This is a genomic window from Desulfovibrio piger, from assembly GCF_951793255.1.
GTDB lineage: Bacteria > Desulfobacterota > Desulfovibrionia > Desulfovibrionales > Desulfovibrionaceae > Desulfovibrio.
Genome location: NZ_OX636706.1, coordinates 2248547 through 2268799 on the forward strand (window position 1 = coordinate 2248547; position 20253 = coordinate 2268799).

Consider the following 20253-nt stretch of genomic DNA (forward strand, 5'->3'; position numbering starts at 1 on the left):
GAGGATACATGAACATCTGGCTTTTGGGGGCGCTGGCAATCGTGGTGGCAGCGGTTCTGTGGTACATCATGACCATGAATCGCTTCGCCAGACTTCTGGTGAAAATCAGGGAAGCCGATTCCGGTATTGAAGTGGCTCTAACCAAGCGTTTCGATACCCTGACCAAGATGCTGGAGGTGACTAGGGCTTATGCTAGGCATGAGGCCGACACTCTGGGGAACATAGTAAAAATGCGCCAGGGGATGAACATGACGCAGCGGTCTGATGCCAACAGTCAGATGGATGTCCTGCGTGAAAAAATCAACGTGCTGGCCGAAGCCTACCCGGAACTGCGTTCCAGCGACAATTTTCGCGCATTGCAGACCTCCATTACAGACGTCGAAGAAGACCTGCAGGCCGTGCGGCGTATTTATAATATGAATGTCTCGCAATTCAATCAGATGCTGGTGACTTGGCCAGACAGTATTGTGGGGCATATACATGGACATAAAAATCAGGATTTCTTTAAGGCAGAGAAAGATAAAAAACAGGATGTGGCAATACATTTTTTCCTGTAACCTTTAACATCTTTCCCGATAAGGAGTGGAAGATGAAACACACACTGAAGAAGCTGTATACATATTTTTCTATAATACTCTTGACTGCATTCTGTACTTTTTCCTTCGCTCAGGATGCCTTTTCCGCGCCAAAATGGATCAAAGTCACCTACAGTAAGCCTACACTTCAAGTTATCGGAAAAGATAAAAATAATTCAGGCTACCTAGCTTTAAAAGTTTCTGTGACCCACAAAAACAACAGTAAAAAGGGCGAAGTAATTAAAGCTATTTTTGATAAAACCCTTCAGGTTTCATATGCATTAGGACCAGGCCGGTATACTTCCTTGTCTAACCCCGTCAATGTCACCTCAAGAGTTAAATCAAATAAGGTTAATAAAGTCGAGATATACCCTGGTCAGAAATTCACCCTTTACTATTTAGTTCCCATTGATAAAAAAGGAAGTATTGGTAAAAGCTGGAGTTCTTTAAACGATCAGATTATTTCTGATTACAAGGCAGGGAGAGTGAACGATATTTTTAAAAATAGAAAATATGCTTATGACTTCCAGGTAAAAAAGGGCAAATAGATTTCATGGAGTTAGGCAGTAGAATGCCATAACGGCTCTTCCTCTCTCAAGAGTTTTTATTGATGAGCGGCCTTTGGTGAAGGATGTATTTTTGATGTGCATACATCAAATTGCACAGCAGCATATACGTTGTATGCGTGTCTTGGTGCTGGCTGTAGCGCTGTTTTTTCTACTGCCCGTGAAATGGAGTTTTTGCTCCCCAAATGACATTTCAGTACATTTCAAGGAATTTGTAGTCAGAGATGGCAGATGGGGAGCAAAATTCTCGCTGAAGAACAACACCAGAGATCATGTGGTAACACACATCGACTACCGCGGCGAATATAAGAAAGATGGCAAGAAGAAAACCTTCACGAGAAAACGCGAGGGGAAACTGAAGCTGAATAAACCGCTGCTGCCAGGGAAATCCTTTACACTCACAGTTCTTTTGTCCGCTCCTGCGACATCCCATATTGAGAATATCACTCTTGCCGTTACTGATTACAGGTATAGAAATAAAGCCCAAAAAAGTACCTCTCCGGGAGACCATCTCGGCAAACAACTCGCTGCAACAGTGCAGGATTATCTGGGAAGCCAATATGTCTGGGGTGGTACAAGTCCTGCAGGCTTCGATTGCAGCGGCTTGGTGCAGTATGTCTGCAAGAAACATGGCATTACCATCCCCCGCACCAGCGCAGAACAGGCCAAAAGTGGAATATTTGTTGCCAAAGAACATGTTCGCCCCGGAGATCTGGTATTTTTCGGCCGAAAATCTTCAGGTCCGGTGGATCATGTAGGCATATATATCGGCAATGATATCTATGTTCATGCTCCAAACCCGGACTATACCGTCATGAAGACACGCCTCAGCGACAACTCCTTTACCATGGATGGCACTCGTTATGTTTTTCAGGGGAAATATGTGACGGCACGGCGGGTGACTCCCTGACGCCATATTCGTTTTATTCCAAACCGGCACACGTTGCTCAATCGATATGTCTGACGTTATTTTTATTGTCATTGCCCTTCTTTTCGAGTTTGTCGGCCCTGTTCTGCTTGCGGGTCTGCTGATCTGGGGAATCTGGAAATTCATACGGATCCGCCGTCTCCGCAGGAGTCTCAAGGCCGCAAAGAGCGATGCCGCGGCCCTGCAGATGGAATATACCCGCATCGGAGCCGGCGCTGTTACCTTTCTTGGCTGGGCGTCGTTCCCTGTGGTCATGGCTGCGGCCATGAGTATGGGAATGGAGATGGGAGTGTCCCTGATCTTAGCGAGCCTGTGCTGCAGCCTAATCCTGTATGGCTCACAGCGTCTGAAAGGCCGCTACAACCAGGATTTCAAGGAAAAAGTTGTCCGGGCGGAACTGGAAAAAGCCTTTGACGATCTTTCGTTCCAGCCTGAGGGCGGCCTGAATACCGATGTTCTGGGTTCCCTCGGCCTGTTCCCTTCCGGCAGCATACATTGCAATGACCTGATCACAGCCAAGTATCACGGTCTTGACTTTTCCCAGTGTGATATCCGCATTCAGGAGAACAGCGAGGTCGTCACCACCACGGAAGACGGTCACGAAGAGCGCCATACCTCCAGACAGACGTGTTTTCAGGGCAGGGTCATGCGTTTTGCCGTCGCCTCATCGGTCAAGGGCCCTGTGCAGGTGATACGGCGCGACTTCAGCGCTGCCTGCGTACTTTCGAATCCGGGCCAGTGGCAGCGGGTGGAAACGGAACTCGCGGCCTTTGGGGAGCGCTTTGAAGTCTTCGCACACGATCCGCGGGACGCTATGCGTGTCATGACGGCACAGATGATCGAGGGGATGTATTATCTCGATCGAAAGCTCAATGTTCCCTTGGCGTTCCATTTTGAAAACGGGGAGATGTTTGTCTTCATAGCCCTGCGCCGCGACGCATTTGATGTCTCCGGTAAAAAAACACTGCTGGAAGAGCGGAAACTGCTGGAAGAAGATATCAGCCTGATCACGGGATTTCTGGACACCATGTACTTCAAGGAAGACAGGAGGCACATGGATGGCGAAGGGAACGAGGAGAAGGCGCGAGAAACGGCAGCATTGGAAGCGGCATCTGCCGGCAGTGCCGGATTTCCCCTGCCCGGCAGACTTTCTCGCCTGAGAGTTGGGCTGCAAAGGCCCATTCGACTGCTTTGCCACCTCGTTTTCTGGCTTCCCGCCGCTGTGTGGGGAATTTCTGTGATTGCAGCATTCCTGCGCCTGCCGGACGGCATCGCTCTTTCCTTCAGCATCACGAACGGGACAACAGAATTAACGGACTCCTGCAACACATTCGCATATATTGTAGTGGGGGCCTTTTTTGTTCTGCCGTCGGCCTTTTTTGTGGGGAGCGTTATGGCCAGGGCCTTAAATGTGTTCCTGCTGGGCGGAGGGAGCGGCATTAACAGCGGCAGCCGCATTCTCCAGATGCTCAAGTCTCTCGTTCAGGCCCTGTTCGTCGGTATTCCCCTGTGGCTACACCTTTTAATCATCAACATCAATTTGGACGCGCTCTAGGGACGATTCCGCCGGAGGCTACCAAGGAGAATGTCATGCACGCACTTCACCCGAGAAATCTTTTTGCGCTGTTTTGTCTTCTGCTGCTGACAGCATCGGCGGCAGCCGCCACCCCGGCAAATCACGATGCCCTCATGACCGACGGCGAATACCGGAAAGCCTTTGAGGCCTATTCCACAACAGAGCAGGAAGCCGGGGAACGCCTTGACGCCCAAGATTTTGCCGCCGTCCAGAAAGTTGTGCAGGCAGAAATGGCGGAATGGGCCGAGATGGAAATATCCGCTGGCTCATCGGAAACCGAAGCATGGAGCAATGCCTATGCGACGGGACGCGACAGCCTGAACCGCGAACTGATGTGGGACTGGCTGCGCCGTCACCCTGAAGGCGTTCAGGGATTCTACCGGATGCAGAGCAAGACCTTTGACGGCTGGATGACCGTGCGGAAGGAAAAAAACGCGGATATGTACGCAGTGCATATTGTTGCCAGCCAAAAGAGCACTCCTTTCAACAGCGGTGAGCTGGATGGCGTGAGCAGGCTCAAGGACAACAGCATGCAGGTTGCGGATCAGTCCGATGAAAAGAATCCTGTCCAGATTGCCTTTCATGGAGAGACGGCAACCATCGTCGAACCCGAGGCTTTCAAAAAAAGCGGAGCCCTGGGCTCCGGTGTCAGCTTTGACGGTGACTTCATACGTGAAAAGAAATTCGAGGAAAAAAACTTTTCTACGGAAGAGAGAAAACGTATGAGCGTATTCCTGTCTTATTTCACCGAAATCGGTATGATGAATTTCACGGCTGAAGATGTGCTCAGTACAGATACCCCCTATGAAATGATTCGATTCGGCATTTGGCATAATTTCATGAACGACGATAGCCACATTCAACCTTGTGCCGCGCATGGATGTCCATGGGGTTCTCTGACCATAGACTGCGCTTACGTCAAAGACAGCCTTCAGCATTATTTTGGCTATAACCTCAGGCAATGTCTCTCTGCAACACATCCGGATTCGAGTTCTCCCTATGACAAGTATCAGTTCGATGGCACGCGGTATCATTTTGAAGGGGCTGCCGGTGAGGCTGTCTACTATACGCAGGTCAACGAGGCCAGGCAACGCACGGATGGGTTGATTGAGATGAAAGGCATAGTCTACAACGCGGACGGCAAAAAGGACATTCTAGGCAACGTTACCGCCCTAGCCAAACCTCATACCTGGAAAGGAAAGGACACTTTGGCTATTGTGAGCCTGAAAACACAATTCAAAGAGTAGCTTTGTATCTGTTTCGGAACAAGGCCAACCTATGCAACCTGATAAAGGAGTAGACAATGCCTAAAGCCATACCTTTTCTCTTTCTTGTCCTCTCGTCTTTTTGTCTATGCCCGTTCGCTTTCGCTCTGCCGCAGCAGCATGAGGCATGGTATCAAGATAATGATGCCTACCGCACAATGTATGACCGTTACGAGATCGGGCTTCAGAGAGCCTATGACGCATTACCCGAAGAATCATACAAAATATTGGAGAAAGAAAATGATGCGGCCATTGACGAAAGTGTGAAGCATGCCGAACCTGCAGGGAAAAACGCCGCCTTGACCTGTGCTCAGGCTTTGGCGGAACGCATCTTGATTATGGAAGAAATGGTGAGCAATGCGGACTCGGAACGGGTTGCGGGCACGCCCAATCCTCTTGAGGGATTCTACCGCCTGATCGGGCGTCAGGGGGATGATGGCTATCTGACCATTAGCCGGGATGGAAACGGCTGCTACTGCCTGGAAATTGCCGTATGGCAGACAGACACGCCGCAAAGTTTCGGGTGGAGCCAGGCTCAAGCAGCTACAGTGAGCGATAGTTTCAGCACTACGGCGGTGTATCATCCGCAAGCTGCCGAAGAAAGCAACGCCAGGGACATCCAACTGCATTTCACCATCAAAAGCGGCCAAGCTACGGTCACTACCACAGAAGTATTCAAAAAAGGGGGATACGTCTGGTTTAGCCGAGGAGAAAAATTCGTTGCAAAAAATATTATCCTGGATGGAACCTATCGGCGTATGCCCTACAGCCAAACTGGCAAGTAACAATGGATGCGAAAAATAACCTCGGAATGGCCGCCTGGAAAATCTTTGTCCCTGTTTTTGACGTAGAGCCGTAAAATTTGTAGGGCAGAGCGTGGTTCCGTTCGAGCCTCGGGAATAATTGCTGTATAGACTCTCCCGTTTCTCTTCAGCAGACCCAAAACAGCTATTTTTCCGGCAGATCTCCGCCCCCGTTTACCTTTTCTTACTCCTCCAAAGTAACTTTCATCAGCTTCTATCTCACAGGCCATGTGATAACTGGGGAGATGAGAAGCAATAAGACGGCGTAAGCGCATGAAATAGAATGCAGCTGTGTTACGTTTTACTCCGACTATCTCTCCCGGCAGCCCTTGCCGTAGCACCTGCTACAAAAAATTTTATGAGTTCTGTCTGTTGCCGATTACTTAGTTTGCTGCGCCTTTCACATATATGTCGCTATCCTCTGTCCAGGATGGAAGCCGGAGGTTTTCTGCCTAACGCCGAGTGAGGACGGAGAAAATTGTAATACTGTGTCCATCTCGGCAGGCAGACTGTCCTCTTCCATGAGTGGGTATACGTTTACGCGTATGCCCACTCTTTTAACGCCGTTCGGATGAACCGCTCCGCTTTACCGTTGGTTTGGGGTTGGTAAGGACGAGTACGCTTGTGCCGAATACCGAACTCACGGCAGGCTTCCCGGAATTTGTATGGTCTGTAGCAGTAAGTACTCTTTCAATCCTGATGCCGCAGGAGGCATACCAGGCAAAACCGCACACCACAAAAACTCGACGGCGGATTCGACAGTTTCGTCTGGGTAAATGCCCGTACAGGCTGCCCGGGAAGCATCATCCACACAGACATGCAGATATTCCCAGCCGGGACGGCGACGAGGGACTTGTCGCGTTCTCGTCTTTCTGTGTCCCACGCCATCAATCTTGCCCAGACGCTTGATATCCAGATGAAGCATTTGTCCGGGCTTTTCCTATTGATAACGTCGCACAGGAAGTTTTTCCTCCAGAGAGGAGAGGTGGGCGCAATCAAGTTTGTGCAGGATGCGAAAACCGTACTGCGCGAAAGGCCGAGACTTGCCGCTATGTCATCGCCGGTCTGCCGTTGTTTGCGCAGGGCAAAAACTTTTCCGTGTATCGACTCTGTCAGCTTGCTTCGACAGCGGACAGAGCGGGAACTCCTGTCAGCCAGAACTTCTACGCCACCCTGCTGATAACGTTTTTTCCGTTTTCTGGCGGTTCGTACACTCACGCCAAAAACAGCCGATACTATCGCGGCTGGGCTATGCGCCATCCGCCTGACCATTTCCTCTCGACCTCGTGCCGTCAATTTGGCATTCTTATGGCTGTTCACCTTCTCCCCAAATTCTGTTGCTGTTCTATGATAAGAGAATGTCCGGCCTACACCTTGCTATACCAGTTTTTTCCAAAGGATACAGGCCAAAGCAAGGTAAAGTAGTCCCATAAAATTGACGAGGTAACAACAGTAGCGAGTGCGTAAGCTCCGAAAACCCTTCAGCCAGGCAAATGTCCGTTCCACTACCCAGCGGCGGGCTGGATTCCTCCGGCCTTCACGGACTTCTTCCCCCCGGCTGCGGATATGTTCCTCAAATCCGTTAACATAAACTTCCTCGCTGACTCGCGGATAATCATACCCCTTGTCCAGACAGAGGTGTCGAACTTCAGCCCCCAGGAACCAGCCGCCCATTTCCCGAGATTTTTTCAGCGTTGCTCCTATCAGGCGGCTGTCATGCTCATTGGCGCCTACAGCCGTCACTCCCAGAGGAATACCCTGACCGTCCACATGGAGATGGATCTTGCCGCCACTTCGCCCTCTATCCGTCGGGTTGCGTCCGAGGCCCTCAGCCGCTGATTTTTTGAGAGCGCGTCGGCGCTTGCAGCAAGGTGCCGTCCATAGCTTGCCATTGGGCATCTACGCCGACCTTTTCCCCATATTCCGCAAGAAATATGCGAAAAATCTCCGCCATGACACCGGCTTTGTTCCAGCGTTGGAAGTGTTCGTGGACAGTGCTTTTTGAGCCATAGCAGGCGGAAAGCATGGCCCATTGGCATCCGCTCCGGCATTTGTAGAGAATCCCGGCAAGAATCGTGCGCTGTGAAAGCGGCTTGCTGCCGCCACTTCTTTTTCGTTTGAATGGGGCAAGAAGAGTCTCGATACGTTCCCACAGTTCATCAGGCACATCGCGAAAGTCTGTCTGTTTCATGGGACGAGCTTACCAGATTTTTTTAGAATCAAAAATCATGCCGGATATCCTCTTAATTCTGGATGATCTTCACACTCTATACCTTCTGGAACAATGCGATATATTTTATCCCATAAGAGCGAGGCTCCTAAAACCCAATTCTTATATCTAAAATTTATTGAAGGATAATAAATTGCTGCATTCATTTCTATTCTTCAAGATCATTTGTTGACTATATTTTGTGCAAGCACTTATCTATCCTGCGCATCAAGATATGCATCCAGTGCCGCCCGCACGACATCAACCTCTGAGCGCTCCTGTTCAAAAGCAAAGCGGCGCAAACGTTGATTCAGGCCAACAGGCAAGGCAAAGGACTTGACCTTGACGGCCTCTCCCTTTGGCCTGCCAACGGGACGTATTTCGGCTTTTTCCACGAGGGACTCTCCTGATGCCGCCGTGCCAGTAGTCTCAGTCGGTTTGAAAAGTTCATTTACTTTCAAAGCATTGCCCTCGATACGGTGCTTTCCTCGTTCGCCAAGGCCCATATCCCTATCTCCATATTTTCATATATCACTATTATTATTTTTTAATATAGAAAAATAATCATATTTTTCTTGTGCGTGCAAGGAACTCGTTGGCAAGAGCGCCGTAATCCTGTGCGCCAAAGGACTTCGCCCGGTACTCAAAAATGCTCTTGCCATTACTGGGCGCTTCGGCCAAGGCAACATTGTCGCGGATGCAGGTAGAGAACAGCATATCCCCCAAACTTTCCCGCAGTCCCTCGGCCACATCCCGATTCAGGGACTTACGCTTATCATAAAAAGTCAGGAGAACCCCCAGAAGAGACAGCGATGGATTGAGGGCCTCCCGCACGCTTTGCATCGTCTGCTGGATCAGTTCCAGCCCCGCCAACGCATAATATTCTGCCTGAACCGGGATCAGCAGGCTGTGCGCTGCGGTCAGGGCGTTGACGGTCAACAGCCCCAGTGAAGGAGGACAGTCAAGCAGGATGTAGTCATAATCGAGACCCAGCAAAGCCTTTTTAAGCAGGTTTTCCCGTCCCATGCGCGTTGCAAAGGCCAGTTCGGCCACAGCAAGATCCCGCGACGCCGGGAGAAGATGCAATGTATTGGACAGAGGGAATACTGCCTCCGGGACAGCTCTGTCTCCTGCCATGACTTCGTAGGAAGACGCCTGAACATCGGCAGAGGCCAGTCCGCAGGCATCCGTCAGATTTCCCTGGGCATCGAGATCGACCAACAGGGTTTTCATCTGGCGGCTCAGGGCCATTCCCAGATTGTGCACTGTGGTGGTCTTGCCAACGCCCCCTTTCTGATTTGCAACTGCGCAAACATGCATAGCGCACCTCCTGTTTTATATAAAAATATATCTATATTAAAATTTTTTCATGTCAATATTTTTTCATATGGAAATATTAAAAAGCAGTTTCCAAGTCCTAGAAAAATCATCGTCTCCCCGTCCGCACAAAAATCTTCTTAGGCGTAACACGTTAATAATAAATAAAAATATGAGAGTATTGCTAAAAGAATGATAAAATATCTTCTCTTTGCCCGTTCACATGAAATCTGGCAAAGAGAGATATTGTGAGATCAACCATTCGCAAGGACCTTGAAACCACCTGAGATTTACGTTTGAAACGGGCAAACCAGTGTCTTTGGCGGGCATTATTTCGTTCAATTCGCACGGTTCCCCGTTTTCCTTGAATGAGGTCGTCCTCGGGTATTTCCCGTGGATATACTTTCCAGTTGTCGGTACAGAAGAACCAGACAGACCAACAGCGAAGCCTTGCCATCAATCTTGCAAGAGTGCTTTGGTCACGATTGCCACATTCCCAGTCAATGAGTTGACCGGTATCGCGACAATAAGCTTTCCAGAGCCATAGTTTGTTTTTTTTGAATGCAAATAGTGCCACATCTCATCAAGTTCTATGATGACAGCTTCCCCAGGAGAAGGCTTTTCATAAGTTTTTTCAGCGAAATCCCGGACCCAACGCATGACGGTCGATGTTGCAACTCCATAAATACGTGCTATGGCATTAAACGAAAGGCCCAAAGTATAAAGCAGGATGGCCATTGCCTTTTCCGTTGCCGGTCGTCCTCTGGGAGTGTCACGGGTAAATTGAAAACCGCAGTCTTTGCAGCGAAATCTCTGACGCTCCAAGTGTCTTCCATTCTTCACAATCCGCTCTGACGCACATTTTGGACAGTATTGCATAAAGAACTCCTTAACTGGAGTATGCCATTATAACATTCTTTATGCAATACTCTCAAAAATATCAGTTCCCCCTTCCTGACAGTCGGGATTCTCTCCCTGCTTTCCTTGGCCTGCCGAATAGGGTATACAAAGGTTTCTTTAAGATTTTTCAGGAGTTCCGGCAATCCATGAAAATTATTGACAATATCAATATTCTTCTTGGTGATGACCTCAAAAAAGCACTTGGAAGAAAGGGCCGTCTGAAAATAGCGGCTTCCTGTTTCTCCATGTACGCCTATGAGGCATTATGCAAAGAACTCAAGCACCTGGAAGCCTTTGAGTTCATATTTACGGAGCCGACATTTGTACCGGACGAGGCCGCAGGCAAGATCAAAAAAGAGCGGCGTGAATTTTTCATTCCCCGGCAGCATCGGGAAAGCAGTCTGTACGGCACGGAATTTGAGATACAATTACGCAACAAGCTGACGCAACGGGCCATTGCCCGGGAATGCGCTGACTGGCTCCGGCGCAAAGCCACGTTTCGATCCAACCGGACACAGGCTCCCATGCAGCAATTTGCCTGCGTGTCATCTCCGGAAGGAGAGACTGTCTACTGCGGCATTCAGGGATTCACGGCTGTAGAGCTTGGCTATCAGAAAGACAATGCCGTCTCCCGCATGATCAACTGTCTGGAGGAACAGCCCTTCACATCAACCTATCTTGCCCTGTTTGACCAGATTTGGAACAACACCGACCAGCTCCAGAACGTGACGGAAACAGTCTGCGACCATATCGCTTCCGTCTACACGGAGAATGCGCCGGAACGCATTTATTTTTGGCTCTTGACTAGCTGAGAGGATTTTCTCTGAGCAGTTTTAGCACCAGAAGGTAAATGTTCTCTTGTCTATGATTAAACCGAAACTCACATTCTTTCAAATGGAGATAAAACGTTTGTTTTTGAAGGCCCCTAAAACGAACCAGCCGGGTTTTTGCATAGCTCCAAAAACTTTCTATCCCATTGATATGTGAGTGCTTATTGGAAAATTCATTGTGCGAATGCTGGACGCGGAAGTGTTTTTGGTATCCCAAATCGACGAGCCCGTCATAACCTCGCCAACCATCGGAATGAATGACGCTTTCAAGGTCTACACGTCCACGTATGATGCCCTGGAGAGTGGCTCTGGAGCAATCAGGAACGATTTCCGTATAGACGTTATCATTGCGTTTGAACAGGCCGAAAACAATGGTTTTTTCGCGTGCTCCACGGCCTCTGATGCCCCTGACCCGGCGAGCGCCGAAGTAGCTTTCATCAACCTCGACTTCCCCTTTGACGGGAGACTCCGCCTCGCAATAACGGGCAATTCTTTCCCGGAAAGCCGTCACATACCGGTTGACGGTGTTTCGGTTAACACCGGACAATTCCGCAATCTGTGAAGCTGTCAAATCAACGGAAAAAAGCTTCACAAGTTGCCGAATTTTTGCCTCGGAAATTCTTGAACGATATGCGTACTTGTTTTTCATTGCCATGGCTGCCTGGATAACCTTTTTAGGATATCTCAGCTAGTCAAGAGCCAAAATTAATAGCAAATATCTTATTATGCGATCTTATACTGTCACTATTAACCTCAGTATTCTCTGTTTGTAATATCTTTGGCGTCCATTGTGAGATATAGCTGGCATCCTCCTGCATCCGTTGCAATTCACGAATGACGGCGCTGTTATTCTCGCGTGCCAGCGCCAGTTCCGCCTTCTGGGGGAATTCCTTGCCCAGAGCGTCCTGTACTGTTGCCAGTTCGGCCTTTTCCTGTCGGCATTTCTCCCTGAATTTTTCCATACTTTCGTCCAGTCCCTTGCCCAGAAAGTTGTCCATGCGCAGGAACAGACCGGACAGGCTGAGTTTGTCATCGAACGTGTAGATCAAATTGTCGGGCCTGAACTCCTGCTCTCCAGGACCACTGACGACAATACGGAACCCGTCCTTGCCGCCAAAGGGTTGCGTATAGCGCACAATGTGCATGGCAAAGCCCCGGTAGGAGCCGAACAGGGCCTTTGCGCCGACATTGCGCGTAACACCCTTGACGCAGCCCAGCAGCAGGTCTTTCATCTTGTCGCCGTCCTTGTCGGTCAGCAGCCCTTCATCCGTGCGCAGCTCGATCCGGATTTTCTCTTTGTCCTTTTCCCGGACAATATGCGTATTGGCGTCGCGGCAACGCAGATTTGCGGCATGGTCGGCTTCTGCTGCGGCAAGACGCGCATCCGTGCCTTCGAGCCATTTCAGGCGGTCACGCAGGCGATGCTGGCCACGCTGATGCTGGGAATACAGCGCTTCCAGCTTGCGCAGATCGGCGGCAAGCTGCACCTGCATGAGTATGAGCGGATTGCCGGATGCGGCAGCCTTCATTTCCGCCGCGTTGGCGGCCTCGCTCTGGACATCGTCAATCACGCGCTGCAACAAGTCCCCCTTGCGGAACTGCTCAATGGCAGCCGCCTTGTACTCGATGGTTTGCCACATCCGGGCGTCATAGGTCTGCTTTGTGGCATAGTTGTAAATGCCCACCGAAAAATTGTCGGGATCGCGCTCATAGAACAGATTTCCCTGCCGGATGATGCGCCCGTTCCGCTGCTCCAGGTCGGAAGGACGCCACGGCGCATCCAGATGATGCGCGGCCACCAGACGTTTCTGGACGTTCATGCCCGCTCCCATCTTGCTGGTGGAACCAAGCAGAATGCGAACGTGCCCGGAGTTCATGTCGGAAAAGAGCTTTGCCTTGCGGACATCGGTATTGGCCTCATGGATGAAGGCAATCTCTTCTGCCGGAATCCCCCGCGCAACGAGTTTGCTTCGAATGTCGTCATACACGGAAAAGCGGGATGACAGCGCAATAACGGCATCCATATCAGAAGCAACGGTCGCGTCCTCGCCGTTCTCGTCTCCCTCTTCAAGGCTATCCGTGCCGCGTGCCGCCAGTTCCTGCCGTTCCGGGATCAGCGTCCCGTCCACGTCCAGCAGCGTTTCAAATTCCGTATCCCGCTGAGGGCTGGCATCAGTAAAGAGTACCTTGCCACCCTTGGGGGTGGACAGATCGCAGAAAACAAGCTGCGTTCCTCTGTCGGCTGCCGTGCCCTGCCAGATGCTATGAATGCGCTCGACAGCAGCATTGATCTTGGAGCCTGCAAAATCCTCGGCTTCCGGGAGAATCAGGCGAAAATCCAGACCTGCCTTGCGGGCGTCATTGGTAATCTTGAGCGGATTGTCCTGACGCGGGTCTGGCGGCAGATTCTCCATGCGGTGAATGATGCTGTTCATGTATTCGGCCTGATTCGGAGATCGCTCAGCCACGTCATTATACGGCTTGCCGCCGGTAACAGGGGGCGTCAGAGGACACAGCCCGGCCTGCTTTGCCTGTTCGTCAAGATCGTTCTTGGTGACAACATCGGCAAATGTCCGGTACATAGAGAGCAGTTCCGGGATATTCTGGAACTTTGCGAACCGGCTTTTCAGCTTGTAGTTGACACTTGTTTTATGTCATAATTACATGAAATAATAGATTGAACACTCCACCGGCTAAAGCCGGTGGATTCACCGTGGCGACTAAAGTCGCGTTCCGGCTAAAGCCGGTATGGCCCCTGCTGAAGCAGGCTGAAGTCATTCCCCCTCAATTCGGAAGGTTTCATCTGCATCTTCCTGTTGCGTGATGTATTGCTTAATGACCTCATCGGTCACATTGCCACTGCTGCAACAGAAATAGCCACGCGCCCACATATGACGTCCCCAGTACTGGCGGCGCAACAATGGAAATTCATTTATCATGGCATGCGCGGTTCGGCCTTTCAGTTGTTGCATCAACTTGCTCACAGCAAGGCTTGGTGAAATCGAAACGAAAAGATGGATATGGTCGGGTGCTATATGTCCTTTGAGAATTTCCACCTGATGCTTTTCACAGATGCCGCGTATCAGCGACCTGGCTCTCTGGGCGATGTCGCCTGACAAAATCTTTTTCCTGTACTTGGTTATCCAGACCAGGTGCAGGTGAATTGAAAAAACACTGTGGGAGCCTTTACGATAATTGCTCATGCCCACAGACTACAAAAGAAACGCTAAAGCCGCCACCTAAAGGTGGGGGTTTTACCCCTCCCTGAGTGGGACAATAAAAACTTTAAAAATATTTTTGATACCCTGAAATTTACCCTGTAAAATACTGGATGAGAAAAGCTGCTCCTAGTCAGTACCAGACAGAAATGAGGGGCGGCGCTGTACCGGGATTGATCAGTATGTCCAAGGAACGAATAGGCTGGTAAGCTGCTTGCCGGGTAACCTTTTGCCTGCTAACCTTATATTTCAGAAATTTTTCATGGAGAAGAAAATGGGGAAGCAGAGTACAAGCAATATTGGTTTTGAAAAACAGATATGGGATGCCGCCTGCGTTTTGCGTGGCAATCTGGATGCTTCTGAATACAAATCCGTCGTGCTTGGGCTTATTTTTCTCAAGTACATATCCGATAGCTTTGAAGCCAAATATCAGGAGCTTCTCGCTGCTGGAGAGGGGGACGAGGAAGATCGGGATGAATATACCTACGAAAATATTTTCTTCGTGCCTCCTTCTTCCCGCTGGTCTCGCATAGCGCAAGCGGCGCATACGCCGGAAATCGGTGTAGTTATTGATGAGGCTATGCGCGAGATTGAAAAGGAAAATTCGCGCCTCAAGGATATATTGCCCAAAAATTTTGCCCGCCCGGAGCTGGACAAGCGTCGCCTTGGGGATGTGGTGGATCTCTTCACCAATATCAAGATGATTGAACACGGCAATGAGAAAGATATTCTGGGGCGAACCTATGAATATTGCCTTTCCCGTTTTGCTGAGCAGGAAGGCAAGCTGGCTGGAGAATTTTACACGCCTTCCTGTGTAGTTCGTACCCTTGTGGAAATTTTACAGCCTTACAACGGCAGAGTGTATGACCCATGCTGCGGTTCCGGCGGCATGTTCGTCCAGTCGGCAAAATTTGTCGAAAATCACGGCGGCACAATCAACACCATTTCCATTTTCGGGCAGGATTCCAATCCCACCACATGGAAGATGGCGCACATGAACCTTGCCATTAGGGGGATTGAAGCCAATCTTGGAAAATTTCATGCCGATACGTTTTTTGACGACAGGCACCCCCAGCTCAAGGCGGACTTCATCATGGCTAATCCGCCCTTTAACCTCTCAGACTGGGGCGCGGACAAGCTGAAAGATGATGTGCGCTGGAAATACGGCCTTCCTCCGGCGGGAAATGCCAACTTTGCCTGGATGCAACACATGATTTTTCATCTGGCCCCACGGGGGAGGATCGGGCTTGTGCTGGCCAACGGCTCGCTTTCCTCGCAATCCAGCGGAGAGGGAGAAATCCGCAAAAAGATTATTGAAGATGATTTGGTGGATTGCATCATTGCCATGCCGCCGCAGCTTTTCTATACCACCCAAATCCCCGTCTCCCTCTGGTTTCTGGCTAGAGACAAGAAACAGAAAGGAAAAACGCTATTTATGGATGCCCGGAATATGGGCACAATGGTGACGCGAAAGTTACGAGAACTAACCGGAGAGGACATAGCGAAGCTGACGAAAACCTATGTCGCTTTTACCGAAGGTTCCCTTGAAGAGGTGAAAGGCTTTTGCGCTATTGCGGCAACGGCTGATATTGCCAAGCAGGATTATATCCTCACCCCCGGACGTTACGTGGGTATTGAAGAGCAAAAGGACGATGGCGAACCCTTTGAAGAGAAGATGGGGCGTCTGACAAAGGAACTCTCGGAACTGTTCCAGAAGTCCCATGAGCTGGAGGCACAGATTAAGAAACAGCTGGAGGCGATTGGGTATGAAATATCGTAAACTATCTGAACTATGCGAATATGCAAGTGACAAGATTTTAGTAAGTATATTATCTCGGCAAAATTATATTTCTACAGAAAATATGCTTCAAAATCGTGGTGGGATATGTGACGCAGAGATATTACCAAGTACATTGAAAGTATCTAATTTTGCAGAAAATGATATCCTTATTTCCAACATCAGACCATATTTTAAGAAAATATGGAGAGCAAAATTTTGTGGCGGTTGTTCAAATGATATACTTGTAATGCGTGCAAAACAAAATTGCAATCCGATTTTTTTATATTATATACTTTCTAGTGATAGTTTCTTTTCGTATGCTACACATACATCAAAGGGCACAAAAATGCCTCGCGGTGATAAAAAAGCTATTATGAATTATCAAGTTCCAGATCTTTCATATCAAGCTCAAAAAATAATAGGGGAATTCTTAAATGTCTTTGATCGCAAAATCGAACTGAACAACAAGCTAAATGATAATTTAGCTGAAATACTTCAAACGCTTTATCAGCAGCAGTTTTGCTATTCAAAAGGCACTGGTAATCAGGGGAGACTGGCCGATCTCTGTGACTACTCTAAAACAAAAGTTGCCGTAGCAGAACTTTCGCTTAGCACTTATTACTCAACAGAAAATATGCTACCTGGAAAAGCTGGTGCAGTAGATGCTGCAAGTTTGCCAACAACAGCACAGGCGACAAAATGTCAGATTGGCGATGTTTTAATTTCTAATATCCGCCCCTACTTTAAGAAGATTGTCTACTGCCATTCTGATTGCGGCTGTTCTGCGGATGTTCTCTGCTTTACTCCTAAAGTGTCACAGTTGTCAGCCTATCTATATAGCACTCTATATGTGGATTCTTTTTTTGACTTTATGGTAGCGGGTTCAAAAGGAACTAAAATGCCGCGCGGCGATAAACAACAGATTATGGCTTATGTTATCCACATTCCCACTGAGGAAGAGATTAGAACATTCAATAAGCTTGCCATACCAATCTTGGGGCAAATGGAAAGCACTCATCGCGAAAATATGCGTCTATCATCTTTACGGGACAGCCTTCTTCCTAAACTCATGTCCGGCGAGCTGGATGTCTCCGAACTCGACATTTAGGCCGCTAAATTATCATTTATCGGCGGATATTGCCATTCTGACGGTTTCCTGCCATACCTGCAATGAGCGATAACGCGGAGAAAACGCCATGTCGGAAAAATATTCAGAAAGTAATTATGAAAATGCCGTACTGGAGATTTTCAGAGCCTCGCTTGGCTATAACTATATCTATGGTCCTGATTTTGAAAGGGATTACCATAAACCTTTCCATGAAGCAGCGTTGCGGGATGCCCTGCCGCGCCTCAATGCGCATTTGCCCCGTCAGGCTATTGCCGAAGCCCTTTCCAAACTGGAAAATCTGGAAAGTGGTTCGCTGCTTCAAAAAAACATGGTTTTCATGGATTATCTGCAAAACGGCATTCCTGTAAAATTTTTTGAAAACGGTACGGAACGTTCTTCCATTGTCCATCTGCTGGATTACAATGATCCATCAAAGAATAATTTTGTTGTTGCCAATCAGTGGACATTTATTGAGCATTCAGAAAAACGGCCAGATATTATCCTCTTTATCAATGGGCTTCCTCTGGTTGTTATAGAACTGAAGTCTCCTTCTCGTGAAGAGACGGATGCTTCCGCAGCGTACCGGCAACTGCGTAATTATTTCCATGAGATCCCTACCTTGTTTGCGTATAATGCCATCTGTGTCATGAGCGATATGACGACCTCAAAGGCAGGCACTATTACCTCCGGTGAGGATCGCTTCATGGAGTGGAAAACAAAGGATGGAAGCTATGAAAATACGCAGTATGCGGATTTTGATACCTTTTTTGAGGGGATGTTCGAGAAGGAACGTTTTCTCGATATTCTGAAAAATTTTATCTGCTTCAATGTCGATGGGCAAAATACTTTCAAAATCCTTGCGGCCTATCACCAATATTTTGCTGTGAAAAAGGCTGTGTCCTCAACACTGACTGCTAGTGTTGGCAATGGGAAAGGCGGTGTCTTTTGGCATACTCAGGGAAGCGGGAAATCCCTCTCGATGGTTTTCTATGCTCATGCCTTGCAAGAGGTGATGGAAAGCCCGACCATCGTTGTGCTGACAGACAGAAACGACCTTGACGACCAGCTGTATGGACAATTTTCCCGCTGCCGCGATTTTTTGCGGCAAATTCCGCAGCAGGCAGAAAGCCGAAAGCATTTGCATGAGCTTTTGGCCAATCGACAGGCCAACGGTATCATTTTTACCACCATGCAAAAGTTTGAGGAAAGTTCCGAGGCTTTATCTCTGCGAAAAAATATCGTCGTTATGGCGGATGAGGCACATCGCGGACATTATGGATTGGTGCCCAGAATACAAACCCGCACACGGGAAGATGGCGAGGTGGAAACAAGAACAATAACAGGCTCAGCCAAAATCATTCGTGATAATCTGCCACATGCCACGTTTATTGGCTTTACCGGTACGCCAATATCCTCCAGAGATCGCAGCACACGAGAAGTGTTCGGCAATTACATTGATATATACGATATGACTCAGGCGGTCGAGGATGGAGCAACCCGCCCGGTATACTATGAAAGTCGTGTTGTCCATTTGAATCTTGATGCTGAGATTCTCAAACTCATTGACGCCGAGTATGATTTGATGGCGCAAAACGCCGAGCCTTACGCCATCGAAAAAAGCAAGAAAGAACTTGGCAAGATGGAGGCCATTCTCGGAGCGGATCAAACACTGAACTCATTAGTTGATGATATTCTTGAACATTATGAAGGAAACCGAGCGTTTTTGCTGACAGGCAAAGCCATGATAGTGGCCTATACACGCTCCATTGCCATGAAGATTTACCACAAGATACTGGAACGGCGTCCTGACTGGACGGATAAGGTGGCAATCGTCATGACGCAGGGGAACAATGACCCGGAAGAATGGAGAAAAGTCATTGGAAATCAGGCCCACAAAGAGCATATGGCGCGTCTCTTCAAAGATAATGCCTCGTCCCTGAAAATTGCCATTGTCGTTGATATGTGGCTCACGGGGTTTGACGTGCCATCTCTTGCCACCATGTACGTCTACAAGCCCATGTCCGGACATAACCTGATGCAGGCTATTGCCCGTGTAAACCGTGTGTTCGGCGACAAGGAAGGCGGGTTGGTGGTGGATTATGTGGGTATCGCATCGGCACTCAAACAGGCTATGCACGACTATACCGGACGAGACCAGAAAAACTACGGCGATACGGACATCAGCAAAGCGGCTCTGCCCAAATTTCAGGAAAAGCTGTCCATTTGCCGTGACTTTCTGCATGGTTTTGACTATGGGGCATTCCTGCACGGCAATGATCTGGATCGGGCGAAAAGCATCAGCGGCGCGGCCAACTTCCTGCTTGCAAAAAGCACTGCTGAGCATCAAGCCGGGGTTGATGACAAAGATACCAAGGAAAAATTCATCAAAGAGGCCTTGCTGCTGCGGCAAGCTCTCTCTTTATGTGCGAGTTTGGTAGATGAGCTTACCCGCCTTGAAGCCGCTTTCTTTGAAGCCGTGCGCACTGTGCTGGTGCGTCTTGCCAGCGGAGGAACAGAGCAGAAGTTATCCCTTGATAAAATAAATGCCCGTATTAATGAGTTGCTGAAACAGAGTATTAAAAGTGATGGAGTCATCAATCTTTTTTCGGATGTTCAAAAAGGATTTTCACTTTTTGATCCAAAGTTTCTTGAAGAAATAGCCGGTATGAAAGAAAAGAATCTGGCTATAGAAATACTGAAAAAGCTTATCGCTGAGCAGGTTTCGGTATACCGAAGAACAAATATTGTCAGATCGGAAAAATTTTCTGAAATCATTCAGCGCGCTATGAATCAGTATCTCAACGGTATGCTTACCAATGAAGAAGTAATTCAGGAACTCTTGAAGCTTGCTGGTGATATTACCGCTGGAAATGAAGAAGGTGAATCTCTTGGCCTTACGACAGAAGAACTGGCCTTTTATGATGCCTTGACAAAGCCTCAGGCTATCAAAGATTTTTATCAGCATGAAGAGTTGAAGTCACTTACCAAAGAATTGACTGAACTATTGAGGAAAAATCGTACTATCGACTGGCAGAAGAAACAAAGCGCACGCGCCGGTATGAGGATACTTGTGAAGCGTCTTCTCAGACGTTACAAATATCCTCCTGAGGGTATGGAGGATGCTATCCAAACTGTGATGAAACAATGTGAATTATGGGTAGATAATCAATAGTAGTAT

Annotated in this window: 19 protein-coding genes and 2 pseudogenes; 10 read left to right on the plus strand and 11 right to left on the minus strand. The window is 48.6% G+C overall.

From position 1 onward, the window contains the following. The first annotated feature begins 8 nt into the window (after positions 1 to 8). The 6 genes from Q4I12_RS09995 (at position 9) to Q4I12_RS10020 (ending at position 5695) form a co-directional block, all read left to right on the plus strand. Positions 9 to 557 (plus strand): LemA family protein, encoded by a 549-nt coding sequence (locus Q4I12_RS09995; RefSeq protein ID WP_278899947.1) that lies wholly within the window; start codon positions 9 to 11, stop codon positions 555 to 557. Between the two features lie 32 nt (positions 558 to 589). Beyond that, positions 590 to 1123 carry a hypothetical protein gene (locus tag Q4I12_RS10000; RefSeq protein WP_302261467.1) on the plus strand — a complete coding sequence of 178 codons (534 nt, stop codon included), beginning with the start codon at positions 590 to 592 and terminating at the stop codon, positions 1121 to 1123. 133 nt (positions 1124 to 1256) lie between these two features. Next, positions 1257 to 2051, plus strand: coding sequence for a C40 family peptidase (locus Q4I12_RS10005; protein WP_302261468.1), 795 nt, complete (start codon positions 1257 to 1259; stop codon positions 2049 to 2051). 46 nt (positions 2052 to 2097) lie between these two features. Then, entirely contained in the window at positions 2098 to 3624 is a 1527-nt protein-coding gene (locus tag Q4I12_RS10010) for a DUF3137 domain-containing protein (RefSeq protein ID WP_302261469.1), read from the plus strand. Between the two features lie 35 nt (positions 3625 to 3659). Further along, entirely contained in the window at positions 3660 to 4892 is a 1233-nt protein-coding gene (locus tag Q4I12_RS10015) for a hypothetical protein (protein WP_302261470.1), read from the plus strand. Between the two features lie 56 nt (positions 4893 to 4948). Then, positions 4949 to 5695: a hypothetical protein gene (locus Q4I12_RS10020; RefSeq protein WP_302261471.1), complete on the plus strand. Its 747-nt coding sequence runs from the start codon at positions 4949 to 4951 to the stop codon at positions 5693 to 5695. A 56-nt stretch (positions 5696 to 5751) separates the two neighbouring features. On the opposite strand, the pseudogene Q4I12_RS10025 reads toward Q4I12_RS10020, so the two are convergent. From Q4I12_RS10025 to Q4I12_RS10045, 8 genes and pseudogenes are all read right to left on the minus strand, one after another. Next, positions 5752 to 6121 (minus strand): annotated as a pseudogene (locus tag Q4I12_RS10025) (IS1595 family transposase); the annotation flags it as partial. Between the two features lie 6 nt (positions 6122 to 6127). Beyond that, positions 6128 to 6346 (minus strand): annotated as a pseudogene (locus Q4I12_RS13980) (integrase core domain-containing protein). 57 nt (positions 6347 to 6403) lie between these two features. Beyond that, entirely contained in the window at positions 6404 to 7033 is a 630-nt protein-coding gene (locus tag Q4I12_RS13985; protein WP_367891471.1) for a helix-turn-helix domain-containing protein, read from the minus strand. Between the two features lie 57 nt (positions 7034 to 7090). Beyond that, entirely contained in the window at positions 7091 to 7612 is a 522-nt protein-coding gene (locus Q4I12_RS13990; protein WP_367891472.1) for an IS5 family transposase, read from the minus strand. After that, positions 7542 to 7904 (minus strand): transposase, encoded by a 363-nt coding sequence (locus Q4I12_RS10030; RefSeq protein ID WP_302261472.1) that lies wholly within the window; start codon positions 7902 to 7904, stop codon positions 7542 to 7544. Before Q4I12_RS10030 ends, Q4I12_RS13990 begins: the two co-directional genes overlap by 71 nt. Before the next feature lie 230 nt (positions 7905 to 8134). Then, entirely contained in the window at positions 8135 to 8428 is a 294-nt protein-coding gene (locus Q4I12_RS10035; RefSeq protein ID WP_302261473.1) for a hypothetical protein, read from the minus strand. A 58-nt stretch (positions 8429 to 8486) separates the two neighbouring features. Then, positions 8487 to 9242: a ParA family protein gene (locus Q4I12_RS10040; protein WP_204625100.1), complete on the minus strand. Its 756-nt coding sequence runs from the start codon at positions 9240 to 9242 to the stop codon at positions 8487 to 8489. Positions 9243 to 9423: 181 nt separating this feature from the next. After that, positions 9424 to 10118 (minus strand): IS1 family transposase gene (locus Q4I12_RS10045; RefSeq protein WP_302261474.1). Its coding sequence is split into 2 segments (ribosomal slippage): positions 9424 to 9800 and positions 9800 to 10118, totalling 696 coding nucleotides; the frame shifts between segments, so codons are not numbered across the junction. Between the two features lie 167 nt (positions 10119 to 10285). On the opposite strand from Q4I12_RS10045, the gene Q4I12_RS10050 reads away from it, so the two are divergent. Then, positions 10286 to 10951: a phospholipase D-like domain-containing protein gene (locus Q4I12_RS10050; RefSeq protein ID WP_302261475.1), complete on the plus strand. Its 666-nt coding sequence runs from the start codon at positions 10286 to 10288 to the stop codon at positions 10949 to 10951. Here the strand turns inward: Q4I12_RS10050 and Q4I12_RS10055 are convergent. From Q4I12_RS10055 to tnpA, 3 genes are all read right to left on the minus strand, one after another. Next, a complete protein-coding gene (locus Q4I12_RS10055; protein ID WP_302259875.1) occupies positions 10944 to 11624 on the minus strand; it encodes an IS1595 family transposase in 681 nt (226 codons plus the stop codon). The two genes, Q4I12_RS10050 and Q4I12_RS10055, sit on opposite strands and share 8 nt — an antisense overlap. Before the next feature lie 37 nt (positions 11625 to 11661). After that, complete coding sequence (locus tag Q4I12_RS10060) at positions 11662 to 13551, minus strand: helicase-related protein (protein ID WP_302261476.1); 1890 nt, start codon at positions 13549 to 13551, stop codon at positions 11662 to 11664. Between the two features lie 192 nt (positions 13552 to 13743). After that, on the minus strand, positions 13744 to 14172 hold the full coding sequence (tnpA, locus tag Q4I12_RS10065) for an IS200/IS605 family transposase (protein WP_302260190.1): 429 nt from the start codon (positions 14170 to 14172) through the stop codon (positions 13744 to 13746). Positions 14173 to 14449: 277 nt separating this feature from the next. On the opposite strand from tnpA, the gene Q4I12_RS10070 reads away from it, so the two are divergent. The 3 genes from Q4I12_RS10070 (at position 14450) to Q4I12_RS10080 (ending at position 20247) form a co-directional block, all read left to right on the plus strand. Next, positions 14450 to 15967 (plus strand): class I SAM-dependent DNA methyltransferase, encoded by a 1518-nt coding sequence (locus Q4I12_RS10070; protein WP_227118466.1) that lies wholly within the window; start codon positions 14450 to 14452, stop codon positions 15965 to 15967. After that, entirely contained in the window at positions 15954 to 17075 is a 1122-nt protein-coding gene (locus Q4I12_RS10075) for a restriction endonuclease subunit S (RefSeq protein ID WP_227118467.1), read from the plus strand. Before Q4I12_RS10070 ends, Q4I12_RS10075 begins: the two co-directional genes overlap by 14 nt. 88 nt (positions 17076 to 17163) lie before the next feature. Continuing rightward, entirely contained in the window at positions 17164 to 20247 is a 3084-nt protein-coding gene (locus tag Q4I12_RS10080; protein ID WP_227118471.1) for a type I restriction endonuclease subunit R, read from the plus strand. Positions 20248 to 20253 lie beyond the last annotated feature (6 nt).

Coding starts and splice junctions, on each gene's coding strand:
- Q4I12_RS09995 (WP_278899947.1), top strand. CDS start 9: ATGAACATCTGGCTTTTGGGGGCGCTGGCAATCGTGGTGGCAGCGGTT.
- Q4I12_RS10000 (WP_302261467.1), top strand. CDS start 590: ATGAAACACACACTGAAGAAGCTGTATACATATTTTTCTATAATACTC.
- Q4I12_RS10005 (WP_302261468.1), top strand. CDS start 1,257: ATGCGTGTCTTGGTGCTGGCTGTAGCGCTGTTTTTTCTACTGCCCGTG.
- Q4I12_RS10010 (WP_302261469.1), top strand. CDS start 2,098: ATGTCTGACGTTATTTTTATTGTCATTGCCCTTCTTTTCGAGTTTGTC.
- Q4I12_RS10015 (WP_302261470.1), top strand. CDS start 3,660: ATGCACGCACTTCACCCGAGAAATCTTTTTGCGCTGTTTTGTCTTCTG.
- Q4I12_RS10020 (WP_302261471.1), top strand. CDS start 4,949: ATGCCTAAAGCCATACCTTTTCTCTTTCTTGTCCTCTCGTCTTTTTGT.
- Q4I12_RS13990 (WP_367891472.1), bottom strand. CDS start 7,612: ATGCCCAATGGCAAGCTATGGACGGCACCTTGCTGCAAGCGCCGACGC.
- Q4I12_RS10030 (WP_302261472.1), bottom strand. CDS start 7,904: ATGAAACAGACAGACTTTCGCGATGTGCCTGATGAACTGTGGGAACGT.
- Q4I12_RS10035 (WP_302261473.1), bottom strand. CDS start 8,428: ATGGGCCTTGGCGAACGAGGAAAGCACCGTATCGAGGGCAATGCTTTG.
- Q4I12_RS10040 (WP_204625100.1), bottom strand. CDS start 9,242: ATGCATGTTTGCGCAGTTGCAAATCAGAAAGGGGGCGTTGGCAAGACC.
- Q4I12_RS10050 (WP_302261475.1), top strand. CDS start 10,286: ATGAAAATTATTGACAATATCAATATTCTTCTTGGTGATGACCTCAAA.
- Q4I12_RS10055 (WP_302259875.1), bottom strand. CDS start 11,624: ATGGCAATGAAAAACAAGTACGCATATCGTTCAAGAATTTCCGAGGCA.
- Q4I12_RS10060 (WP_302261476.1), bottom strand. CDS start 13,551: ATGTACCGGACATTTGCCGATGTTGTCACCAAGAACGATCTTGACGAA.
- tnpA (WP_302260190.1), bottom strand. CDS start 14,172: ATGAGCAATTATCGTAAAGGCTCCCACAGTGTTTTTTCAATTCACCTG.
- Q4I12_RS10070 (WP_227118466.1), top strand. CDS start 14,450: ATGGAGAAGAAAATGGGGAAGCAGAGTACAAGCAATATTGGTTTTGAA.
- Q4I12_RS10075 (WP_227118467.1), top strand. CDS start 15,954: ATGAAATATCGTAAACTATCTGAACTATGCGAATATGCAAGTGACAAG.
- Q4I12_RS10080 (WP_227118471.1), top strand. CDS start 17,164: ATGTCGGAAAAATATTCAGAAAGTAATTATGAAAATGCCGTACTGGAG.